This window comes from Pseudalkalibacillus sp. R45 (genome assembly GCF_052246725.1).
Classification (GTDB): Bacteria; Bacillota; Bacilli; order Bacillales; family Fictibacillaceae; genus Pseudalkalibacillus.
In genome coordinates this window covers 112,585-129,230 of record NZ_JBQQCL010000001.1, presented here as the reverse complement: position 1 = coordinate 129,230, position 16,646 = coordinate 112,585, and the positions used below count along the sequence as shown (strand labels likewise).

Sequence of the window (16,646 nt, the reverse complement as noted above, 5' to 3'; positions counted from 1 at the left end):
ACCGCACGCCCCGCGGAAAGCGAGCATCCTGGAGCGGAAACCAACGACTTTTAAAGAAAACTTGGCGAGACCAAGCCTTTTGTAGGTCGAGCCTTAGTTGCCCTTATACTTTCTTTAAGTGCAAGAGCAACAAAGTTTGCGAAAAACAGCCTTTTTTATTGAACTATTTTACATAAAATACGTCTTTATCTGTGAGGGTTATAGAAAATTGGGGGGAAATGAATGATCGAAGTTAAGAGACTCAGCCATCAGTTCAAGATTGGCAAGAAGGGCAAAGAAACAGTGATCCCTGTGCTGGATGATATAAATCTGAAAGTTAACGCCGGTGAGATCGTGACCATTGTCGGTCGAAGCGGTTCAGGGAAATCGACTTTGCTTAATTTAATAAGTGGCTATATTCAACCAACTGAAGGTGAAATTTTCATCGATAATCATAAGGTTACTGATTTTAACGAAAGTAAATGGGCAGATTTCCGCTTGAATAATCTTGGTTTCATTTTTCAAAGCTTTCAATTGATTCCGAGCATGACAGCTTTCGAAAATGTGGAGTTGGCGCTAACCTTAAAAGGGATCAAGGAGAAAGAGCGAAAAGCACAAACTGAAAAGATGTTCAAAAAGGTAGGATTGGAAAAGTTCATGGACCACTATCCAAGTGAACTTTCCGGCGGTCAGCAGCAACGTGTCAGTATTGCGAGAGCACTGATATTAAATCCGCCGATCATTCTCGCTGATGAACCGACAGGAAGCTTGGACAGTGAAACGGAAGACGAACTGCTGAATTTTATCAAGCAGCTCAATCATGAGTTGGGCATCACTTTCTTAATCATCACTCATGATGATAAGGTCGCTCAAATTGGAGACCGCGTCATTGAAATCGTCGATGGCGCGCTAGATGAGGAGGCTTATGCATCATGAGGTTCAAAGATCAGTTTCAATTCGTCCGTAAAAATATGAAGAAAAACAAGACACGTATATTCATGACGGTTCTCGCTACCGCCATGGGTTGCGCGTTCTTGATCGTGCTGGCATCAGTCGGTTTTGGTCTACAAAAATCAATCGTTGAGGAAATTACACAAGATCGGCTGATGACTGAAATCCAGGTCCATGGAAAAGAAATGAATGGAGAAGAAGGAATTAATGGAATTACGATGGAGGATATCAACTATTTCGAATCTGTGGACCATGTAAAGACAGTAACAAGAAGACAGCAGGTTGAACAACAAGGTGATTTTCGCCTAGGAGAATATCGTACAGAGGGCACACCTGTTGTTGTGGATTATCCCTCGGAAACAAAGGCGGGATTTGAACTTTCAGAGGGGAGATTGCCTGCATCAGACGATGAAGTGGTGATCGGCTATGACTTTGCGAACAGTTTAGCAAAGTGGAATGGGGAAGAACCTCCTCCGCTTAATGAAGATGGAACCGTAAAAGAAGGCAACGCATACGATGGTGAACTTATAGGTAAGACTTTGGACATGAAGGTCATGAAATATGAAGATGGGGAAGAAAAGAGCAAGATCATCCAACTTAAGGTCGTAGGCGTTGGGAAAAAGCCGACAAGAGAATGGATGAGGGATCAGAACGTATTCATTTCAGAAAAAGTTTTAGCAGATATCGAAGCATTCACAGGTACGCCAAATGGAATGATTGTTACTCCTGACATACCTGAAGAACATAGACCTTCATTAGAAAATAGGGAAGAAAGAGTCTATAATCAGGTGGCTATTTTTGCAGATGATACTGAAAATGTTAAAGCGATTTCAGAAGAACTGAAAGAGAAGAATTATTTCACTTATTCAGTGGTAAATGAAATGGAACAAATCAATTTGGTCTTCTTAATTGTGAAGAGTGGATTGATATTCATTGGAACAATTGCGATCCTCATTGCCTCGATCGGCATTTACAATACGATGACGATGGCTGTCACAGAAAGGGCACCTGATATTGGCATCATGAAGGCGATTGGTGCTAATCCATCGACGATCAAGCGGATCTTTTTGATTGAAAGCAGTTATATCGGACTTCTTGGAGCCTTTTTTGGAACGATTGTCGCTTATTTGATCACATTTGCGGTCAATTGGGCGTTGCCGATTATATTAAGTAATGCGTTTGGTGAACCGATTCCAGGGGATTTCAAATTTTCACATATTCCATGGACGCTGCCTTTGATCTGCGTAAGCATTTGTCTGCTCGTGACGATCATCTCTGGACACAGACCAGCTAAACGCGCTACGAAAGTAGATGTATTGAAAGCGATGAGAAGGGAAGTGTGAGTGAGGAAGTTATTTAGGGGGAATTCTTATGAGAAAGCGACCTAGAAGTCTGGTTTCATGAATTTAGAGGACACCAGAGACCTTATCTGCATAAAAACAGTTGAATCGAATAGCTTTTTGATAGAATAGCTTCTAAATTTGGTTTTGTTAATAAAAGAGGCTGGGACAAAACTATAACTGCCAACAGAAAAGTCGAACAATAAAATATATGGATAAAATGAAAGACGAAAAGCGTAGGCAACATCCGTAGACTCCTGCGGGAACAGCACGAGTCGAAGACCCCGCAAGAAAGCGGTCTGTGCTTTCTGAGGAGGCTGAGGCCGTGCCCGCGGAAAGCGAAGGATGTTGACGAAGCGGAATAAATAAAAACCCGGACAAATTGTTCGGGTTATCTATTGAACAAAGTTCATTTGTCCCAGCCCCTTTATTTGCTATTTCTTTTTCTCTACTACTCCGATTGTACACCTCGATATACAGATCAATTCTTCGTTTTCATCAGTCACTTTGATTTCCCAGACCATCGTTGTTTTGCCTTTATGAACGGGAAGTGCGGTTCCTGTAACGAGGCCATCCCGCTTACTTTTGATATGATTGGCATTAATTTCAATGCCGAAAACATTCTGCGTTTCCAGATCGACATTCAATGCTCCACCGATACTAGCGGCGGTTTCTGCAAGCGCAACAGATGCACCGCCATGTAAAAATCCCATTGGTTGCTTCGTCCGTTCATCGACGGGCATCGTAATTTTCACACAATCCTTCGTTGCCTCGATTACTTCCATTCCTAATGCATTTACAAGTGTTTTAGATAAGTCCATACAGCACCCCTTGAATGACGGCTGCCAAAAAGAAAAGTGTCAGAAAACTCTAATACAACATTTTGCCTCAAAAACACAATTTTTCTAAAATGTTGTCAAATGCGGAGAGACTTAGACACTTATAGATCAGCCGAGCTAATTTTTAATATTGGAGGAGATAGCTCACAATCAGACCGACAGTCAATGCAAACCCGAATACTGTGTTCGTTTGTGCTGTCGCAATCATCGCTGGCATCATTTTTGATGATTCGCGTTGCCCATGGAACAGCTTGACTGCATTGATCGCTTTCGGAATACTGACAAGGACGATCAACAGCCAGAACGAAGCTTGTCCGGTGAAAATCATCGTCAGAATCCAGGCGAATGAAAAGGCGAACATACCGCCGAGGAATTGGACTGCTCGTTTATGTCCAAGTAATATAGCCAATGTCTTTCTTCCTTTTTCCTTGTCTCCTTCTAAATCGCGGATATTATTTGCCATCAGGATGGCGCCGATCAAGATGGAGATAGGGATGGAAATCAGCATGCTATTTGTCGTTATAAAACCAGTCTGAATATAAAATGAGATCAGGATGATGACAAATCCCATGAAAAATCCTGCAACCACTTCACCAAGCGGCGTATAAGCGATCGGGTATGGGCCTCCTGTATAGAAATATCCTGCAGCCATCGAAACCGAACCGATGACGGCGATCCACCACGAGGTTGTTGCACTGATATAGACTCCAAGCAAAATGGCAAGAAGGAAGAAAGCAAGTCCGACATTCAGGACTGTCTTTGGTGAAATCCCATCGCGGACGATACCGCCACCGATTCCCACAGAGTCTGATGTGTCGAGACCACGTTTAAAATCATAATATTCGTTGAATAGATTAGTAGCGGCCTGAATCAACATAGATGCAACAAGCATTGCAATAAGCAGCAACCAGTTTAATGTTGTGTAGAAATTAGCGAGAGCTGCCCCGATAAATACAGGAATGAATGACGCAGTCAGTGTGTGTGGGCGTAGCTGTCGATACCAGATTTTCCACTTGGATTCGATGATTTTCGGCATTTCTTTTTGGTTGGATGGGTCTGTAAAGTATTGTTCCATAATGATTCGTTCACCTTTATCTTTAAGAACGCTGAAAAGCGGTTCTAACCGTATTTTTAACCATTTTAAGTGTATGCAATGACAGTATGGGTGTCAACAACATTAGCTGGAAACAGTTGTGAATCGTGTACAATGGAAAAACAAGCCTTTTTCCTATATAATAGTATCGGAATATCAATAGGTTCATTCAAATCATTTTTTAAGGCGTTATTTTAAATAAGTTGTTTTTGCGAAATTCACTCCTTCCCGCGGTGATCCGCAAGCCTGCTCACTCTTGGGCTTGTCTGTCTTACCTTCCCGCAGAAGGGTCATGAATTCACTTTAACACTTTTTCTTATCAACATTAAGCCTTTTAGATAGATATAGACGTCGGAGGATGTTGGAGGGGAATGTCATGGCAGTTGTTAAACAACATGAATTGCTCGAGAGGTTGGAGCGTGCCAAACAAAAAGCACAAATGACTCGAAATAAAATTCTTGTCAGTCAAAGAATTCAGGTTGATACGATTGACCCGCTCATCGTTTTTAAAAATGGCAGTTCAATATATAAAGGTGAACGATCCTTCTGGTCCGATTCAATTGGTAAGTTAAGCCTTGTCGGAATCGGTGAGGCACTTCGTTTGGATGTGGATGGAGAGGATCGTTTTTCAGAAATCAAAAAACAGTGGAAAGGGATTGTCGATCACCAGCTCGATGATTATGACACCACATATGTTTATGGAACAGGCCCAATGCTTTTGGGGGGTTTTTCATTTGATACACTTAAAGATAAGACTCCGTTATGGACCAATTACGCAGATGCAAGCTTTGTACTGCCAGTCCATATGTTCTCGCTAATCGATGATAATGCGTATTTGACCACCAATCTGTTTGTAAGTGCTGACTCGGATATTCAAACACTTTTTGAAAAGGGTGTTCGTGAAAATGCTGAGCTATTGAAGAAATGTGCGTTGGATCAAACAGAAAGCCGAGACCTGAGTTTAACTGAAATTGATCCTGAACAATGGAAGGATACGGTCGTCAAAACCACTTCCATGATTAATGAGGGACAAGTCGATAAAGTAGTATTAGCAAGGGAAGTCATCGCACAGTCAGACTCTGAAATCTCAGCTTTCGATACACTTATCAATCTAAGGGATCAACAGCCGAACAGCTTCATTTTCGCTTTTGAGCGTGGACATAAATGTTTCGTGGGAGCTTCCCCTGAACGCCTTGTCAGAAAACAGGAAGATATGCTGTTATCGACTTGTCTGGCAGGTTCGATCAAGCGCGGTTCTCATCATGAAGAAGATGAGCGTTTAGGTAATGAGCTTCTTTCCGATGATAAAAATCGTGAAGAACACGATTATGTGGTGCAGATGATCCGTGGCGCATTGGAAGAGGTTGCGGGTTCAGTGGATGTCCCTGATCAACCTTCTCTTTATAAAGGACGTGATATCCAGCACTTATATACACCGGTAAAAGTCAAAAAAGCGACGGATATCCCTTTTCTCGATGTTGTAGATCGTTTGCATCCGACCCCAGCATTAGGGGGGCTTCCGCAGCTTCGTTCGGTGGAAATCATCCGCGAGTTTGAACGGCTAGACCGTGGCTGGTATTCTGCACCGATTGGGTGGATCGATCATTTTGATCAAGGGGAGTTCGCCGTTGCGATCCGTTCTGGTTTGATTACGGATAATTACGCATCATTGTTTGCGGGATGCGGGATCGTCAGTGATTCCGATCCAGAGAGTGAGTATGAAGAAACACTCATCAAACTCAAGCCGATGCTAACAGCTCTAGGAGGATCCACTGCATGACATTAGATCCGTTGACAGCTTATGTTGGAGCTTTTGTAGATGAATTAAACAGAGTGGAGGTCCAGGATGTCGTCATCAGTCCTGGATCACGCTCCACACCGCTGGCGCTCATGTTTGCACAGCATCCGGATATAAAAGTTTGGCTGAGCGTGGATGAGCGCTCAGCAGCTTTTTTTGCCCTCGGTATCGCAAAAGTGGAAAAGAAGCCTGTAGCGCTTGTCTGTACGTCAGGGACTGCTGCGGCAAATTATTATCCGGCGATTGTCGAAGCGCATGAGTCACGTGTTCCATTAGTGGTATTGACTGCTGATCGTCCGCATGAATTGAGAGATGTCGGTGCGCCTCAAGCGATTGATCAGATTGGCATGTTCGGAAAATATGTGAAATGGTTCCATGAGATGGCGCTGCCGGATAATGATCCGAAGCTGATCCAATATGTCCGTACGAAAGCTGCACGATCAGCAGCGATTGCTATGAATGAAAAAAGAGGACCGGTTCATTTGAATTTTCCATTCCGTGAGCCGCTCGTTCCGAGTTATCAGGATGAACAAGCATTTGATTCAGGGAAAAAGAACACTTCCTTTCTATCCTTTACCACAGGGAAACGCGATTTATCGGATGCCGATTATGATATTTTGATTGATCAATTGAAGGAATTTGAAAATGGGTTGATCGTTTGCGGCCCGGGACAGTACGAAAACGCCATTTCCTCGATAAAAGAACTAGCTGCTGTTCTCAAGTTCCCAATTTTAGCAGACCCGGTATCACCTTTACGGAGCGGATCTCATTCCAAAGACACGATCATCGAGAACTACGACGCAATCTTGAAGAGTGTAATCGTCCGGGAATGGACCCCGGATGTGGTCATTCGATTCGGGGCGATGCCAGTTTCAAAATCCTACTTGCAGTATGTCCAGAAACACAAGGACTGTGCATACTGGACAATTGATGAAGGGGAAGGTTGGCGTGACCCGACACACTCGGGAGGCAGGATGATTTATGCAGACCCTGCACAATTTTCCTATCAAATCACTTCAAGATTCCAATATCGCAGAGATGAATCACACTGGATGAATAAATGGAAGACTGTAAATGAGCTTGCGCTGCAGGAGAGGGACGCATTTGTGGAAACAGATCAACTGTTTGAAGGAAAGGTTTTTTCAGAACTCAATCGGCTCTTGCCTGATGAGACAGCTCTTTTTGTCGGAAACAGTATGCCGATCAGGGATTTAGATAGCTTTTTTGGTAAAACGGATAAAGAAATCGAAGCTCTCGCTAATCGTGGTGCGAATGGGATTGACGGTGTCATCTCGACGGCATTTGGTGTGGCAGCCACTAGTCGAAGGACAGTCCTTGTGATTGGAGACCTTTCTTTTTACCATGATATGAACGGTCTGCTCGCATCCAAACTCCATAAGCTAAACTTAACCATCATATTGGTTAACAATAGTGGCGGGGGGATTTTTTCCTTTTTGCCACAGGCAGAACATCCTGATCATTTTGAAGACCTGTTCGGGACACCTACAGGGATTTCGTTCCGTGATGCGACAAGAACATATGGCGGGCGCTACCAGCTTGTCGAAAGCTGGGGTGCGTTTGATGAAGCGTGTTCGATGAGCTTTGATTCAGATGGATTGGACGTTATTGAACTTCAAACAGATCGTGGACAAAATGTACGGCTGCACAGGGAATATTGGAAAAATGTAAGTGAAGCAATCGAAAAGTGGGCGGATATCAATGAAAATTGATGTGAACGGTATCGGATATCATGTGGAAACAGTCGGAGAAGGGGATCCGTTGCTCCTTCTTCATGGTTTTACCGGATCAGGTGCAGATTGGACTCCTTTTAAAAAGGAATGGGGAGACGATTTCAAGCTGATCATAGTGGATTTGATCGGGCATGGTAATACGGATCATCCTGAAGAGATCGAACAATATTCGATGGAGGAGACAGCTGGAGCTTTGAATCAGATCTTAGCAGACTTGAAGATTGAAAGCGGCTACGTTTTAGGGTATTCTCTAGGTGGAAGAGTTGCACTTTCATTCGCGATGATGCATCCTGATCGAGTCAAGCATCTGGTGTTGGAAAGCAGTTCCCCTGGGTTGCAGAAAACAGAAGAAAGAAATGCCCGAAAGCATAATGATGAACGACTCGCCAATCGAATTGATAAGGACGGCATAGATGCTTTTGTTGATTTCTGGGAAGCGATTCCGCTGTTCAGTACCCAGAAGGATCTTTTGTCAGAGAGAGAGCGGAAAGCTCTGCGTGAGAAACGCCTCCACAATTCAGAGGTTGGATTGACGAATAGTTTGCGTGGAATGGGGACAGGCGTGCAGCCAACATGGTGGGACAGGCTCTCAGATTTTACGATCCCGACCACTCTGATCGTCGGCGCACTTGATCAGAAGTTTTACAGGATTGCAGAAGACATGATGCAAAAGCTTCCAAATGGTAAAATGGTAGTTGTGGAAGAGGCGGGTCATACCATCCACCTTGAGCAGCCTGAACAATTTGCTAAAATAATAGTAGATGAACTACATAATAGAAAGGATGTTTAGCATGGCAGCAGTAGAATGGGTAGCAGAAAGAAACTACGATGACATTATCTATGAAACATACAATGGAATCGCAAAAATTACGATCAATCGACCAGAAGTACACAATTCATTTCGTCCGAAAACGGTCCATGAATTAATCGATGCATTTGCATATGCGCGTGATGATTCTGATATCGGTGTAATCGTTCTTGCAGGTGCAGGGGACAAAGCGTTCTGTGCCGGAGGAGATCAAAAAGTACGTGGTCATGGCGGGTACGTCGGTGATGATCAGATTCCTCGTTTGAATGTCCTTGATTTACAACGCTTGATCCGTGTTATTCCGAAGCCTGTCGTTGCGATGGTTTCAGGATACGCGATCGGTGGCGGACATGTCCTTCACGTTGTTTGTGACTTGACGATTGCGGCAGACAATGCAATCTTTGGCCAAACTGGACCGAAAGTTGGAAGCTTCGATGCTGGTTATGGTGCAGGTTATCTTGCGCGTATCGTCGGACATAAGAAGGCGCGTGAAATTTGGTATTTATGCCGTCAATACAATGCTGAAGAAGCGAAAGATATGGGACTTGTCAATACAGTCGTGCCTCTTGAAAAATTAGAAGAAGAAACCGTGCAATGGTGTGAAGAAATGCTTGAAAAGTCACCGACAGCACTTCGTTTCTTGAAGGCTTCTTTCAACGCCGATACAGATGGACTTGCTGGCCTGCAGCAACTAGGTGGAGATGCAACATTGCTTTACTACACCACTGATGAAGCGAAAGAAGGACGCGATTCATTTAAAGAAAAGCGGAAACCGGACTTTAAACAATTCCCTCGTTTCCCTTGATCCGTTTTCTTTATAAATAAGTTGGGGGCTGACTTTTTTGGTCAGCTCCTTTTTCAACCTTACATAACAACGCTTTATTTTATGATGGAGTGGTACCTATGGCAGAGATGGAAATGAAAAACTGGCTTGATCAGCGCTCTTATTTAACCCCTGAGCGGACAGCCCTCATTTTTGAAAAGAAGAAATGGAGCTATCGGGACTTACAGAGAGCAGCGGAAAGGATGGCTCGGAAACTATTGAAGTTGGGTGTGCACAAAGGTCAACACGTTGGCTTTTTGATGGATAATCATCCAGAAACCGTCATTCTTATCCATGCCTTCCATTCGCTTCAGGTAGTTGCCGTACCGCTTAATAAACGGTTGTCCGCCTCTGAGCTGGATTATCAGCTTGAAGATGCAGATGTAAAATGGTTGATCGTCGATGATGTGCATCACGATAAGGCACAGGACCTCCGTTTCAATCAAATCGTTACGTTGATGGAAATTGAAGCAGCGGAAGAAGTTGATGAGGATCTGGACGATACCATACGATTGGACGATCTGCATTCGATCATTTTCACCTCCGGAACCACAGGATATCCGAAAGGCGTCATGTTGACGTATGGGAATCATTGGTGGAGTGCGACAGGTTCTGCGCTCAACCTCGGTATCCGTGATGATGATTGCTGGTTGTGTATGGTTCCACTTTTTCATGTTAGCGGACTCTCGATCGTGATGCGAAGTGTGATCTATGGAATACCGATGGTCCTTCATCGTACGTTTGATCCTGTCGCGTTCAATGAATCGATCCAAAAAGACGGTGTAACCATTGCCTCCGTCGTAAGTGTCATGCTCAGCAAGGTGCTCGATTCAGAGAACTTCATGGCCTATCCGAGTCCGTTCCGGTGTATGCTTTTAGGAGGCGGACCGGCACCTCTTCCTCTTTTAAAAAGATGTGAAGCGAACGCGATTCCTGTTTTTCAGACGTATGGGCTGTCTGAATCAGCATCCCAAATTGTGACGTTGGCACCAGAAAACAGTTTCCGGAAGCTCGGATCCGCAGGAAAACCTTTGTTTCCAGCACAGGTGAAGATTGTTCCTTCCGCTGATGATGAGCGTGGCCGCGAAGGTGAGATCTTTGTGAAAGGTCCGAATGTGACACAAGGGTATTACAAGAAGCCAGCGATCAACACCGATAAGATCCAGGACGGTTGGCTCGCAACGGGGGATGTCGGATATCTTGATGATGAAGGATTCCTTTATGTGTTGGATCGACGGAAGGATATGTTTGTCTCTGGTGGTGAAAATGTCTATCCTGCTGAAATTGAAGCTTGTTTGCTTGGACATGGAGCTGTTTCTGAAGCTGGAGTGATTGGAATCGACGACTCGGTATGGGAGAAGGTACCTGCAGCTTTTGTGGTGTTGGCTGAAGGTGCGGAGGTCTCTGGTGAAGTGCTGATCGATTACTGTGAGGAGCACCTGGCAGGATATAAAGTTCCAAAAGTGGTGCGGTTCATCAAACAATTACCAAGGAACGCCTCCAATAAAATTTTACGGAAAGATTTGTACAGTTTTCTTAGAGAAGGCGATGAATATGCGGATTGAAAAGGTGACCATCCATAAAATTGAAATGCCATTAAAGCGCCCGTTTGTAACAGCAGTCAACACGGTCAGTGACAGATCCTTATTGATTGTAGAGGTGGAATCTGCGGATGGTGTTGTCGGCTGGGGAGAATGCTCAGCGTTCGATACCCCCTGGTACACCGAGGAAACCACTGACACCTGCCTTTCTATGATGGAGGAGTTTCTCATTCCGGATATGTTGGACGTGAAAGAATTTTCCAACCCTGAGAATTTATCTGCTGTTTTCAGCCGTTACCGGGGTCATCATATGGCAAAATCCTGTCTTGAAACTGCTTTGTGGGATGTTTACGCGAAGTCGGAAGGGAGATCTTTGGCTGATGTCTTAGGCGGAACGAGACGAGAGCTAGAAGTAGGGATTGCAATCGGGATGCAAGCTCGTACGGATGACCTTCTTTTTAAAATCGAAGAAGCGTTGAAGAGCGGGTATAAGCGGATCAAATTGAAGATAAAACCCGGGGAAGATTTGGATGTGCTTGCGGCTGGCCGTTCACGTTTCCCAGATGCACCATTGATGGCGGATGCAAATTCAAGTTACAGGTCGGATGATCTGGAACGCCTGAAAGAAATGGATCGGTTTAATTTGATGATGATTGAGCAGCCTTTAGGAGCAAGGGATTTCGTAGAGCATGCTGAGTTGCAGAAGGTTCTGAGGACGCCGATCTGTTTAGACGAAAGCATCACCTCATTTGAGGCTGCACAGACTGCGATAGCCCTTGGTAGTTGTAAAATCATTGCGATCAAGCACAGCCGAGTAGGCGGCTTGATGGAAGCGAAAAGAATTCATGATTATTGTCAGAAACAGGATGTGAAAGTCTGGGCTGGTGGTATGATTGAATCTGGTATCGGGAAGGCGCATAACATTGCTCTTGCATCACTTGCTGGGTTTGAGATTCCCGGAGATATCACCGCGTCTATACGTTACTGGGAACAGGACATTATCAGACCCGAAATTGAACTGGAAAATGGAAAAGTCTTAGTATCGGATGCACCCGGGATCGGGTATGAAGTGAATCGGGAGTTGTTGGAACGATACACAGTTGAGAAAGTGAGCTTTAGATAAAAATCAAGGTATATATGACGAGGGACTGACGACAAAAAGTCAGTCTTTTTCTTCGCAATATCAAAGAGAGTAATGTTTTAACGAAAATTCGAGGTGTATAGGATTCTAACGGACATGAGAGCCCTTATATGGAGCAAAAAGGTGGGTTTCTAAAAATTAACGGACACCAGAGCCGTTATTTATGCAGATTGATGCAAATTTGCGTTGAATTTCATCAAACAAGAGCTCTGGTGTCCGTTAGTATTATTTATACTACTGAATCAATTAAATAATGTACCGGGCACCGATTAAGAATCCTTTTATACCAGGGGTTTCAAAACGGTGCCAGGCACCGAACGAGATCCCTTGGTACCATTGGGCTCATTTTCGGTGCCTGGTACACAGATCTTTCTTACACTTAAAGAAAGTATAAAATACTTTCTTTAGTATAAGAGCAACTAAGGCTCAGCCTGCACCAAGGCTTGGCTTTGCCAAGTTTTCTTTACTTGATTACACCGCATGCGATACGGTCTCCGGCGTTGCCTGCTGGGTCTGTCTTGTAGTCGTCTGCCTTTTCGTGAATGACGAGGGCGCTGCCGTCTTCATCCAGTAAGCTGTTCGGTTTTCCTTTTTGAAGTGTTACATGCTTGGAAACAACACTTACAGAAATCATGCCGTCTTTGCCTACATTGATGTTTGGCAAGTCTCCAGCATGGAATCCTTTTGGATTTTCAAACCCATGCTTTTTGTCTGTAGGATTGAAATGTCCCCCTGCACTTTCGAATTTAGGTGGTACACATTTACCGGTTTCGTGGATATGGAACCCATGTGGTCCAGGAGGAAGATTAGAAGCTTTCAATTTGATCATTACACCTTCATTGGTTTCAGCTAATTGTGCTTGGCCGATTTTTTCTTTTTTCGCGTTATAGATGTCTACCATCCTGAATAAGCGAGACTCTTCCCCTGCAATCTTCGAACTGTTCACTTCAGTTGACTCATTGGATTGAACATTATTCTCTTGCATCCCACAAGCGGTCAGACTCGCTAGAGCTAATAGTGATGCGAAGCTTGATAACATGAATTTTTTCATTTTGTACACTCCTTCTTCCAAACTATGTCTACTCTATTTTTCACAAAACAAGGATAATTATGTAAAAACAACTATATCCACCCATCTCCCACTCGAAATTTTTATGGTTTTGCCGATAATTTAAATAGGAGAATGATTTCAGGATAGAGCCTTAAAGAGGCAAGAAAAGAAGATGTAGGGGATTTGACGCTATGTTTAATCGAATTCAAGAAGAACATTTACGTGCAATTTTTAATGGTTTCTTAGACATGGTCTTTTTAATGGCTGTAGAGAATGGGCCGAGATTCAGATACGTAACAGCAAATGATTCAGCACTTAAATATTCAGGTGTGGATGAAGGTTCGTTTGGAAAACTGATGGAAGATGTATTGCCGAAAGATGTCTTCGAAGACCTTCAAAAGCCGTATGAAATTGCTTATTTGACGAAAGAGCCTTATTACTATGAAGTTGAAACGGAAATCAATGGATCGATGATGGTCGGTGAGACGATCTTAACACCGATCCTGAATGAAAATGGCCAGTGTACACACATTCTGGCAGCAGTGCGGGATATTACGCATAAAAAGAAAATCAAAGCAGAATTGCAATCAAGTAAAGAGAGATATCAGTATTTATATGAAAATACGCCTTCGATGTATTTTACATTAGAGCAGGACGGGACAATCGTATCATTCAACCAGACGGGGGCATCGAAGCTAGGGTACTGCAACAATGATATTGTCGGGCAACCTTTTTCGTCCCTCGTTGATCCTCGTGATAAGACGTATTTCCATTCATACATAAAAAAATTGATAGACGGAAAACAGTCGTCCTCAGGGATTGAAGTACGTCTCGTCCACAAGGAAGGCAGTTCATTTTGGGTGAATCAGCGCATGAATGTCGTATCACCTAAGCCCGGGCAAAACGAAATCGTCTGTGTAAGTTATGAAATCCAGGAACAAAAGGAAACAGAGTCCCAGCTAATCGGTCAGAAACGCATATTCGAATTAATTGCGACGGATATCCTCCTAGAAGAGATTTTAGAAGTAACGGCTAAAACGGTGGAAAGCCATATAGATAGTGTCCTTTGTGCAATCCATCTATACGCAGGCGATAAAGATGTTCTCGAGCTTGCTTCAGCCCCATCGATCGATGAGCGCTATTCCATGCAGCTTTCTGAAATCATGATCGGAGAAAACCTTAGCGGTTGTGGGCGAGCAGCCAGCACGAAAGAACCAGTCATTATTGAAGATATTGAAGACGATCCTTTAAGTCTGCATCTTAACCATTTTATATCCGAGCATGATATTCGTGCTTATTGGGTGATGCCAATCCTTTCAAGTAACAACAACTTGCTCGGGATCATGACCATTTACAGCCTGAAAAATAGGACACCGACTAAACGTGATGAAAGGCTTATAAAGATGTACTCGGACCTTGCTGTTCTTGCAATTGAACAAAGAAATACGAAACTCGCCTTGAAAGAAAGCGAAGCTAGGTTCCGTCTGATGACAGAAAACATGTCCGACCTGATCGTCATGCTTGATTGGAAAGGGAATGTGATCTATATCTCCCCTTCCTATAAAAATATCTTTGGAAGGGAACCGCTATTGGGTAATTCATTTCTGGCCCATATTCATGAAGAGGACCGGAATATTGTAAAACACAGTTTCGAAACATTGTTCCAAACCAAGAAGAGGCAGGACGTCGAGTGCCGCTATAAGCATGAAGACGGAAGTTTTATTGTCATAGAAGCAAGAGCGATGCCTGTGCTTACAGAAGACGATAATGTTAAACAGGTAGTCGTTGTCGCACGTGATATCACTGAAAGGAAAAAGACTGAAGAAACCATTAAACACATGGCTTTTCATGATGCCCTCACAAACCTCCCTAATCGGAGAAAGTTTCAGGAGGACCTTGGAATGGTCATTGAGAAAAGCCGCAAGTCCAAAAACAGGATAGCTGGTGTGTTGTTTTTAGATATGGACCGATTCAAGGTCATTAACGATTCGTTAGGGCATGCGTTTGGAGATCGGGTACTCTCTCTAGTGGCAGAGAAACTTAAACATCTGATCGGCCAAAAGGGAGGGGTTTACCGGATGAGTGGTGATGAATTTACAATCTTGATTCCAGACGTCGCCCATATATCCGATCTCTCACAATTAGCGAAAAGGATATCAGAGCTATTCGCTGAGCCGGTCATCATTGATGGCCATGAGTTCAGGATATCGTTAAGCATGGGGGTTTCCATATATCCAGATGATGGGGAGGATGTCGAAACTTTGCTTGTTCATTCGGATATGGCGATGTATCGGGCTAAAGAACAAGGCAGGAACGCCTACGCATTTTACAGTCCATCCATGAAGGAGAACAATTATGAGCGGCTCGTTTTGGAGAATGATCTTCATAAGGCGATTGAGAACGATGAGCTTACCTTGCATTACCAACCGAGAATCGATGTGAAAACGAGTGAAATCATTGGTGTCGAAGCATTGGTTCGTTGGAATCATCCACAGTGGGGAATGATTTCTCCAGGTGAATTCATTCCTTTAGCCGAAGAGACGGGACTGATCGTCCAGATCGACAATTGGGTGTTGAAAACTGCTTGTAAGCAAAATAAACGTTGGCAGGAAAAAGGATTTAAGCCGATTCGTATGGCTGTCAATTTTTCAGCTAGGCAATTTCTTCAACGCAATCTGGCCGCGTCCATACGAGAGGTGCTCATGGAACTTGAGTTAGATGGAAGGTGGCTCGAGATTGAAATCACTGAAAGTACACTGATGAAGTACGAGGACAGTATCGTCCAGAGCCTTGATGCTCTCGAACAGATGGGTGTCAGGATTGCCATCGATGACTTTGGGACAGGTTATTCGTCACTTAGTTATTTGAAAAAGTTCCATGTGCATGCGTTGAAAATCGACCAGTCCTTCATAATAGGTATTGAAAAGAGCTCAGATGAGGCAGCGATTGCTAGAGCTGTCATCACACTTGGACACAGTATGAAAATGCGAGTTGTGGCTGAAGGGGTCGAGACAGAAGAACAGTTCGCTTTCTTGAAAAATCAGGCATGTAATGAAGTACAAGGATTTCATTTTTACAGACCGATGAAAAACAACATTTTAGAAGAGCTGCTCTTAGAAAAACAAGCCACTGTTTTATAAAGTGGAAATATGTGAGGCTCCAGCGGGACAGCAAGCTATGCGACCCCTCAAGCGAGTATAGTTTGAAACTCAAAAACAACAATCTTTACGAAAACAGCTTTTATTAAATAACCCGGATCGTCATCCAGTTCTATCATGTCGTCCTTATCAATAAACATAGTAAAAAGGATAAGGGAGGCGCAGAACAGGATGACTTATTTTTTGCTTTCTTTCATGGCATTTTCACTTGGCACGGTAGGAGTTTGCGGGCTTCTTCAACGATTTGTAAAGATTGACACAACCGATTATGACATCTATCATTTATGGGAAGAGTATGGACATAGAAAAGAGGATTATCACATATTCTAATAGCTCTGTTAAACGCAAAAATCTAAGTTTTTTTCACCACAAT

At 43.6% G+C, this 16,646-nt stretch carries 13 protein-coding genes; 10 read left to right on the top strand and 3 right to left on the bottom strand.

The features are described from left to right. Positions 1 to 222: 222 nt before the first annotated feature. Positions 223 to 915, top strand: coding sequence for an ABC transporter ATP-binding protein (locus ACTWQL_RS00655; protein WP_443140514.1), 693 nt, complete (start codon positions 223 to 225; stop codon positions 913 to 915). Next, a complete protein-coding gene (locus ACTWQL_RS00650) occupies positions 912 to 2,273 on the top strand; it encodes an ABC transporter permease (protein WP_443140513.1) in 1,362 nt (453 codons plus the stop codon). The genes ACTWQL_RS00655 and ACTWQL_RS00650 overlap by 4 nt, the downstream gene beginning before the upstream one ends. A gap of 431 nt (positions 2,274 to 2,704) precedes the next feature. On the opposite strand, the gene ACTWQL_RS00645 is transcribed toward ACTWQL_RS00650, so the two are convergent. Both ACTWQL_RS00645 and ACTWQL_RS00640 read right to left on the bottom strand, forming a co-directional pair. Then, a complete protein-coding gene (locus tag ACTWQL_RS00645; RefSeq protein ID WP_443140512.1) occupies positions 2,705 to 3,091 on the bottom strand; it encodes a hotdog fold thioesterase in 387 nt (128 codons plus the stop codon). Positions 3,092 to 3,233: 142 nt separating this feature from the next. Continuing rightward, positions 3,234 to 4,145, bottom strand: coding sequence for a 1,4-dihydroxy-2-naphthoate polyprenyltransferase (locus ACTWQL_RS00640; protein WP_443141435.1), 912 nt, complete (start codon positions 4,143 to 4,145; stop codon positions 3,234 to 3,236). A gap of 433 nt (positions 4,146 to 4,578) precedes the next feature. Here ACTWQL_RS00640 and ACTWQL_RS00635 point away from each other — a divergent pair, with 433 nt between their 5' ends. From ACTWQL_RS00635 to menC, 6 genes are all read left to right on the top strand, one after another. Then, positions 4,579 to 5,982: an isochorismate synthase gene (locus tag ACTWQL_RS00635; protein WP_443140511.1), complete on the top strand. Its 1,404-nt coding sequence runs from the start codon at positions 4,579 to 4,581 to the stop codon at positions 5,980 to 5,982. Further along, positions 5,979 to 7,730, top strand: coding sequence for a 2-succinyl-5-enolpyruvyl-6-hydroxy-3-cyclohexene-1-carboxylic-acid synthase (gene menD, locus ACTWQL_RS00630; RefSeq protein ID WP_443140510.1), 1,752 nt, complete (start codon positions 5,979 to 5,981; stop codon positions 7,728 to 7,730). Before ACTWQL_RS00635 ends, menD begins: the two co-directional genes overlap by 4 nt. Beyond that, entirely contained in the window at positions 7,720 to 8,541 is an 822-nt protein-coding gene (menH, locus tag ACTWQL_RS00625) for a 2-succinyl-6-hydroxy-2,4-cyclohexadiene-1-carboxylate synthase (protein WP_443140509.1), read from the top strand. Before menD ends, menH begins: the two co-directional genes overlap by 11 nt. Before the next feature lies 1 nt (position 8,542). Then, positions 8,543 to 9,364: a 1,4-dihydroxy-2-naphthoyl-CoA synthase gene (gene menB / locus ACTWQL_RS00620; RefSeq protein ID WP_443140508.1), complete on the top strand. Its 822-nt coding sequence runs from the start codon at positions 8,543 to 8,545 to the stop codon at positions 9,362 to 9,364. Between the two features lie 98 nt (positions 9,365 to 9,462). Further along, positions 9,463 to 10,947: an o-succinylbenzoate--CoA ligase gene (locus ACTWQL_RS00615; protein WP_443140507.1), complete on the top strand. Its 1,485-nt coding sequence runs from the start codon at positions 9,463 to 9,465 to the stop codon at positions 10,945 to 10,947. After that, on the top strand, positions 10,937 to 12,046 hold the full coding sequence (gene menC / locus ACTWQL_RS00610) for an o-succinylbenzoate synthase (protein WP_443140506.1): 1,110 nt from the start codon (positions 10,937 to 10,939) through the stop codon (positions 12,044 to 12,046). The genes ACTWQL_RS00615 and menC overlap by 11 nt, the downstream gene beginning before the upstream one ends. Positions 12,047 to 12,527: 481 nt before the next feature. Here the strand turns inward: menC and ACTWQL_RS00605 are convergent, their stop codons facing one another. Continuing rightward, a complete protein-coding gene (locus ACTWQL_RS00605; protein ID WP_443140505.1) occupies positions 12,528 to 13,115 on the bottom strand; it encodes a superoxide dismutase family protein in 588 nt (195 codons plus the stop codon). Positions 13,116 to 13,306: 191 nt separating this feature from the next. On the opposite strand from ACTWQL_RS00605, the gene ACTWQL_RS00600 reads away from it, so the two are divergent. Both ACTWQL_RS00600 and ACTWQL_RS00595 read left to right on the top strand, forming a co-directional pair. After that, complete coding sequence (locus ACTWQL_RS00600) at positions 13,307 to 16,255, top strand: bifunctional diguanylate cyclase/phosphodiesterase (protein WP_443140504.1); 2,949 nt, start codon at positions 13,307 to 13,309, stop codon at positions 16,253 to 16,255. 189 nt (positions 16,256 to 16,444) lie between these two features. Further along, positions 16,445 to 16,603: a hypothetical protein gene (locus ACTWQL_RS00595; protein ID WP_261130653.1), complete on the top strand. Its 159-nt coding sequence runs from the start codon at positions 16,445 to 16,447 to the stop codon at positions 16,601 to 16,603. Positions 16,604 to 16,646: the final 43 nt, after the last annotated feature.

Coding starts and splice junctions, on each gene's coding strand:
- ACTWQL_RS00655 (WP_443140514.1), top strand. CDS start 223: ATGATCGAAGTTAAGAGACTCAGCCATCAGTTCAAGATTGGCAAGAAG.
- ACTWQL_RS00650 (WP_443140513.1), top strand. CDS start 912: ATGAGGTTCAAAGATCAGTTTCAATTCGTCCGTAAAAATATGAAGAAA.
- ACTWQL_RS00645 (WP_443140512.1), bottom strand. CDS start 3,091: ATGGACTTATCTAAAACACTTGTAAATGCATTAGGAATGGAAGTAATC.
- ACTWQL_RS00640 (WP_443141435.1), bottom strand. CDS start 4,145: ATGCCGAAAATCATCGAATCCAAGTGGAAAATCTGGTATCGACAGCTA.
- ACTWQL_RS00635 (WP_443140511.1), top strand. CDS start 4,579: ATGGCAGTTGTTAAACAACATGAATTGCTCGAGAGGTTGGAGCGTGCC.
- menD (WP_443140510.1), top strand. CDS start 5,979: ATGACATTAGATCCGTTGACAGCTTATGTTGGAGCTTTTGTAGATGAA.
- menH (WP_443140509.1), top strand. CDS start 7,720: ATGAAAATTGATGTGAACGGTATCGGATATCATGTGGAAACAGTCGGA.
- menB (WP_443140508.1), top strand. CDS start 8,543: ATGGCAGCAGTAGAATGGGTAGCAGAAAGAAACTACGATGACATTATC.
- ACTWQL_RS00615 (WP_443140507.1), top strand. CDS start 9,463: ATGGCAGAGATGGAAATGAAAAACTGGCTTGATCAGCGCTCTTATTTA.
- menC (WP_443140506.1), top strand. CDS start 10,937: ATGCGGATTGAAAAGGTGACCATCCATAAAATTGAAATGCCATTAAAG.
- ACTWQL_RS00605 (WP_443140505.1), bottom strand. CDS start 13,115: ATGAAAAAATTCATGTTATCAAGCTTCGCATCACTATTAGCTCTAGCG.
- ACTWQL_RS00600 (WP_443140504.1), top strand. CDS start 13,307: ATGTTTAATCGAATTCAAGAAGAACATTTACGTGCAATTTTTAATGGT.
- ACTWQL_RS00595 (WP_261130653.1), top strand. CDS start 16,445: ATGACTTATTTTTTGCTTTCTTTCATGGCATTTTCACTTGGCACGGTA.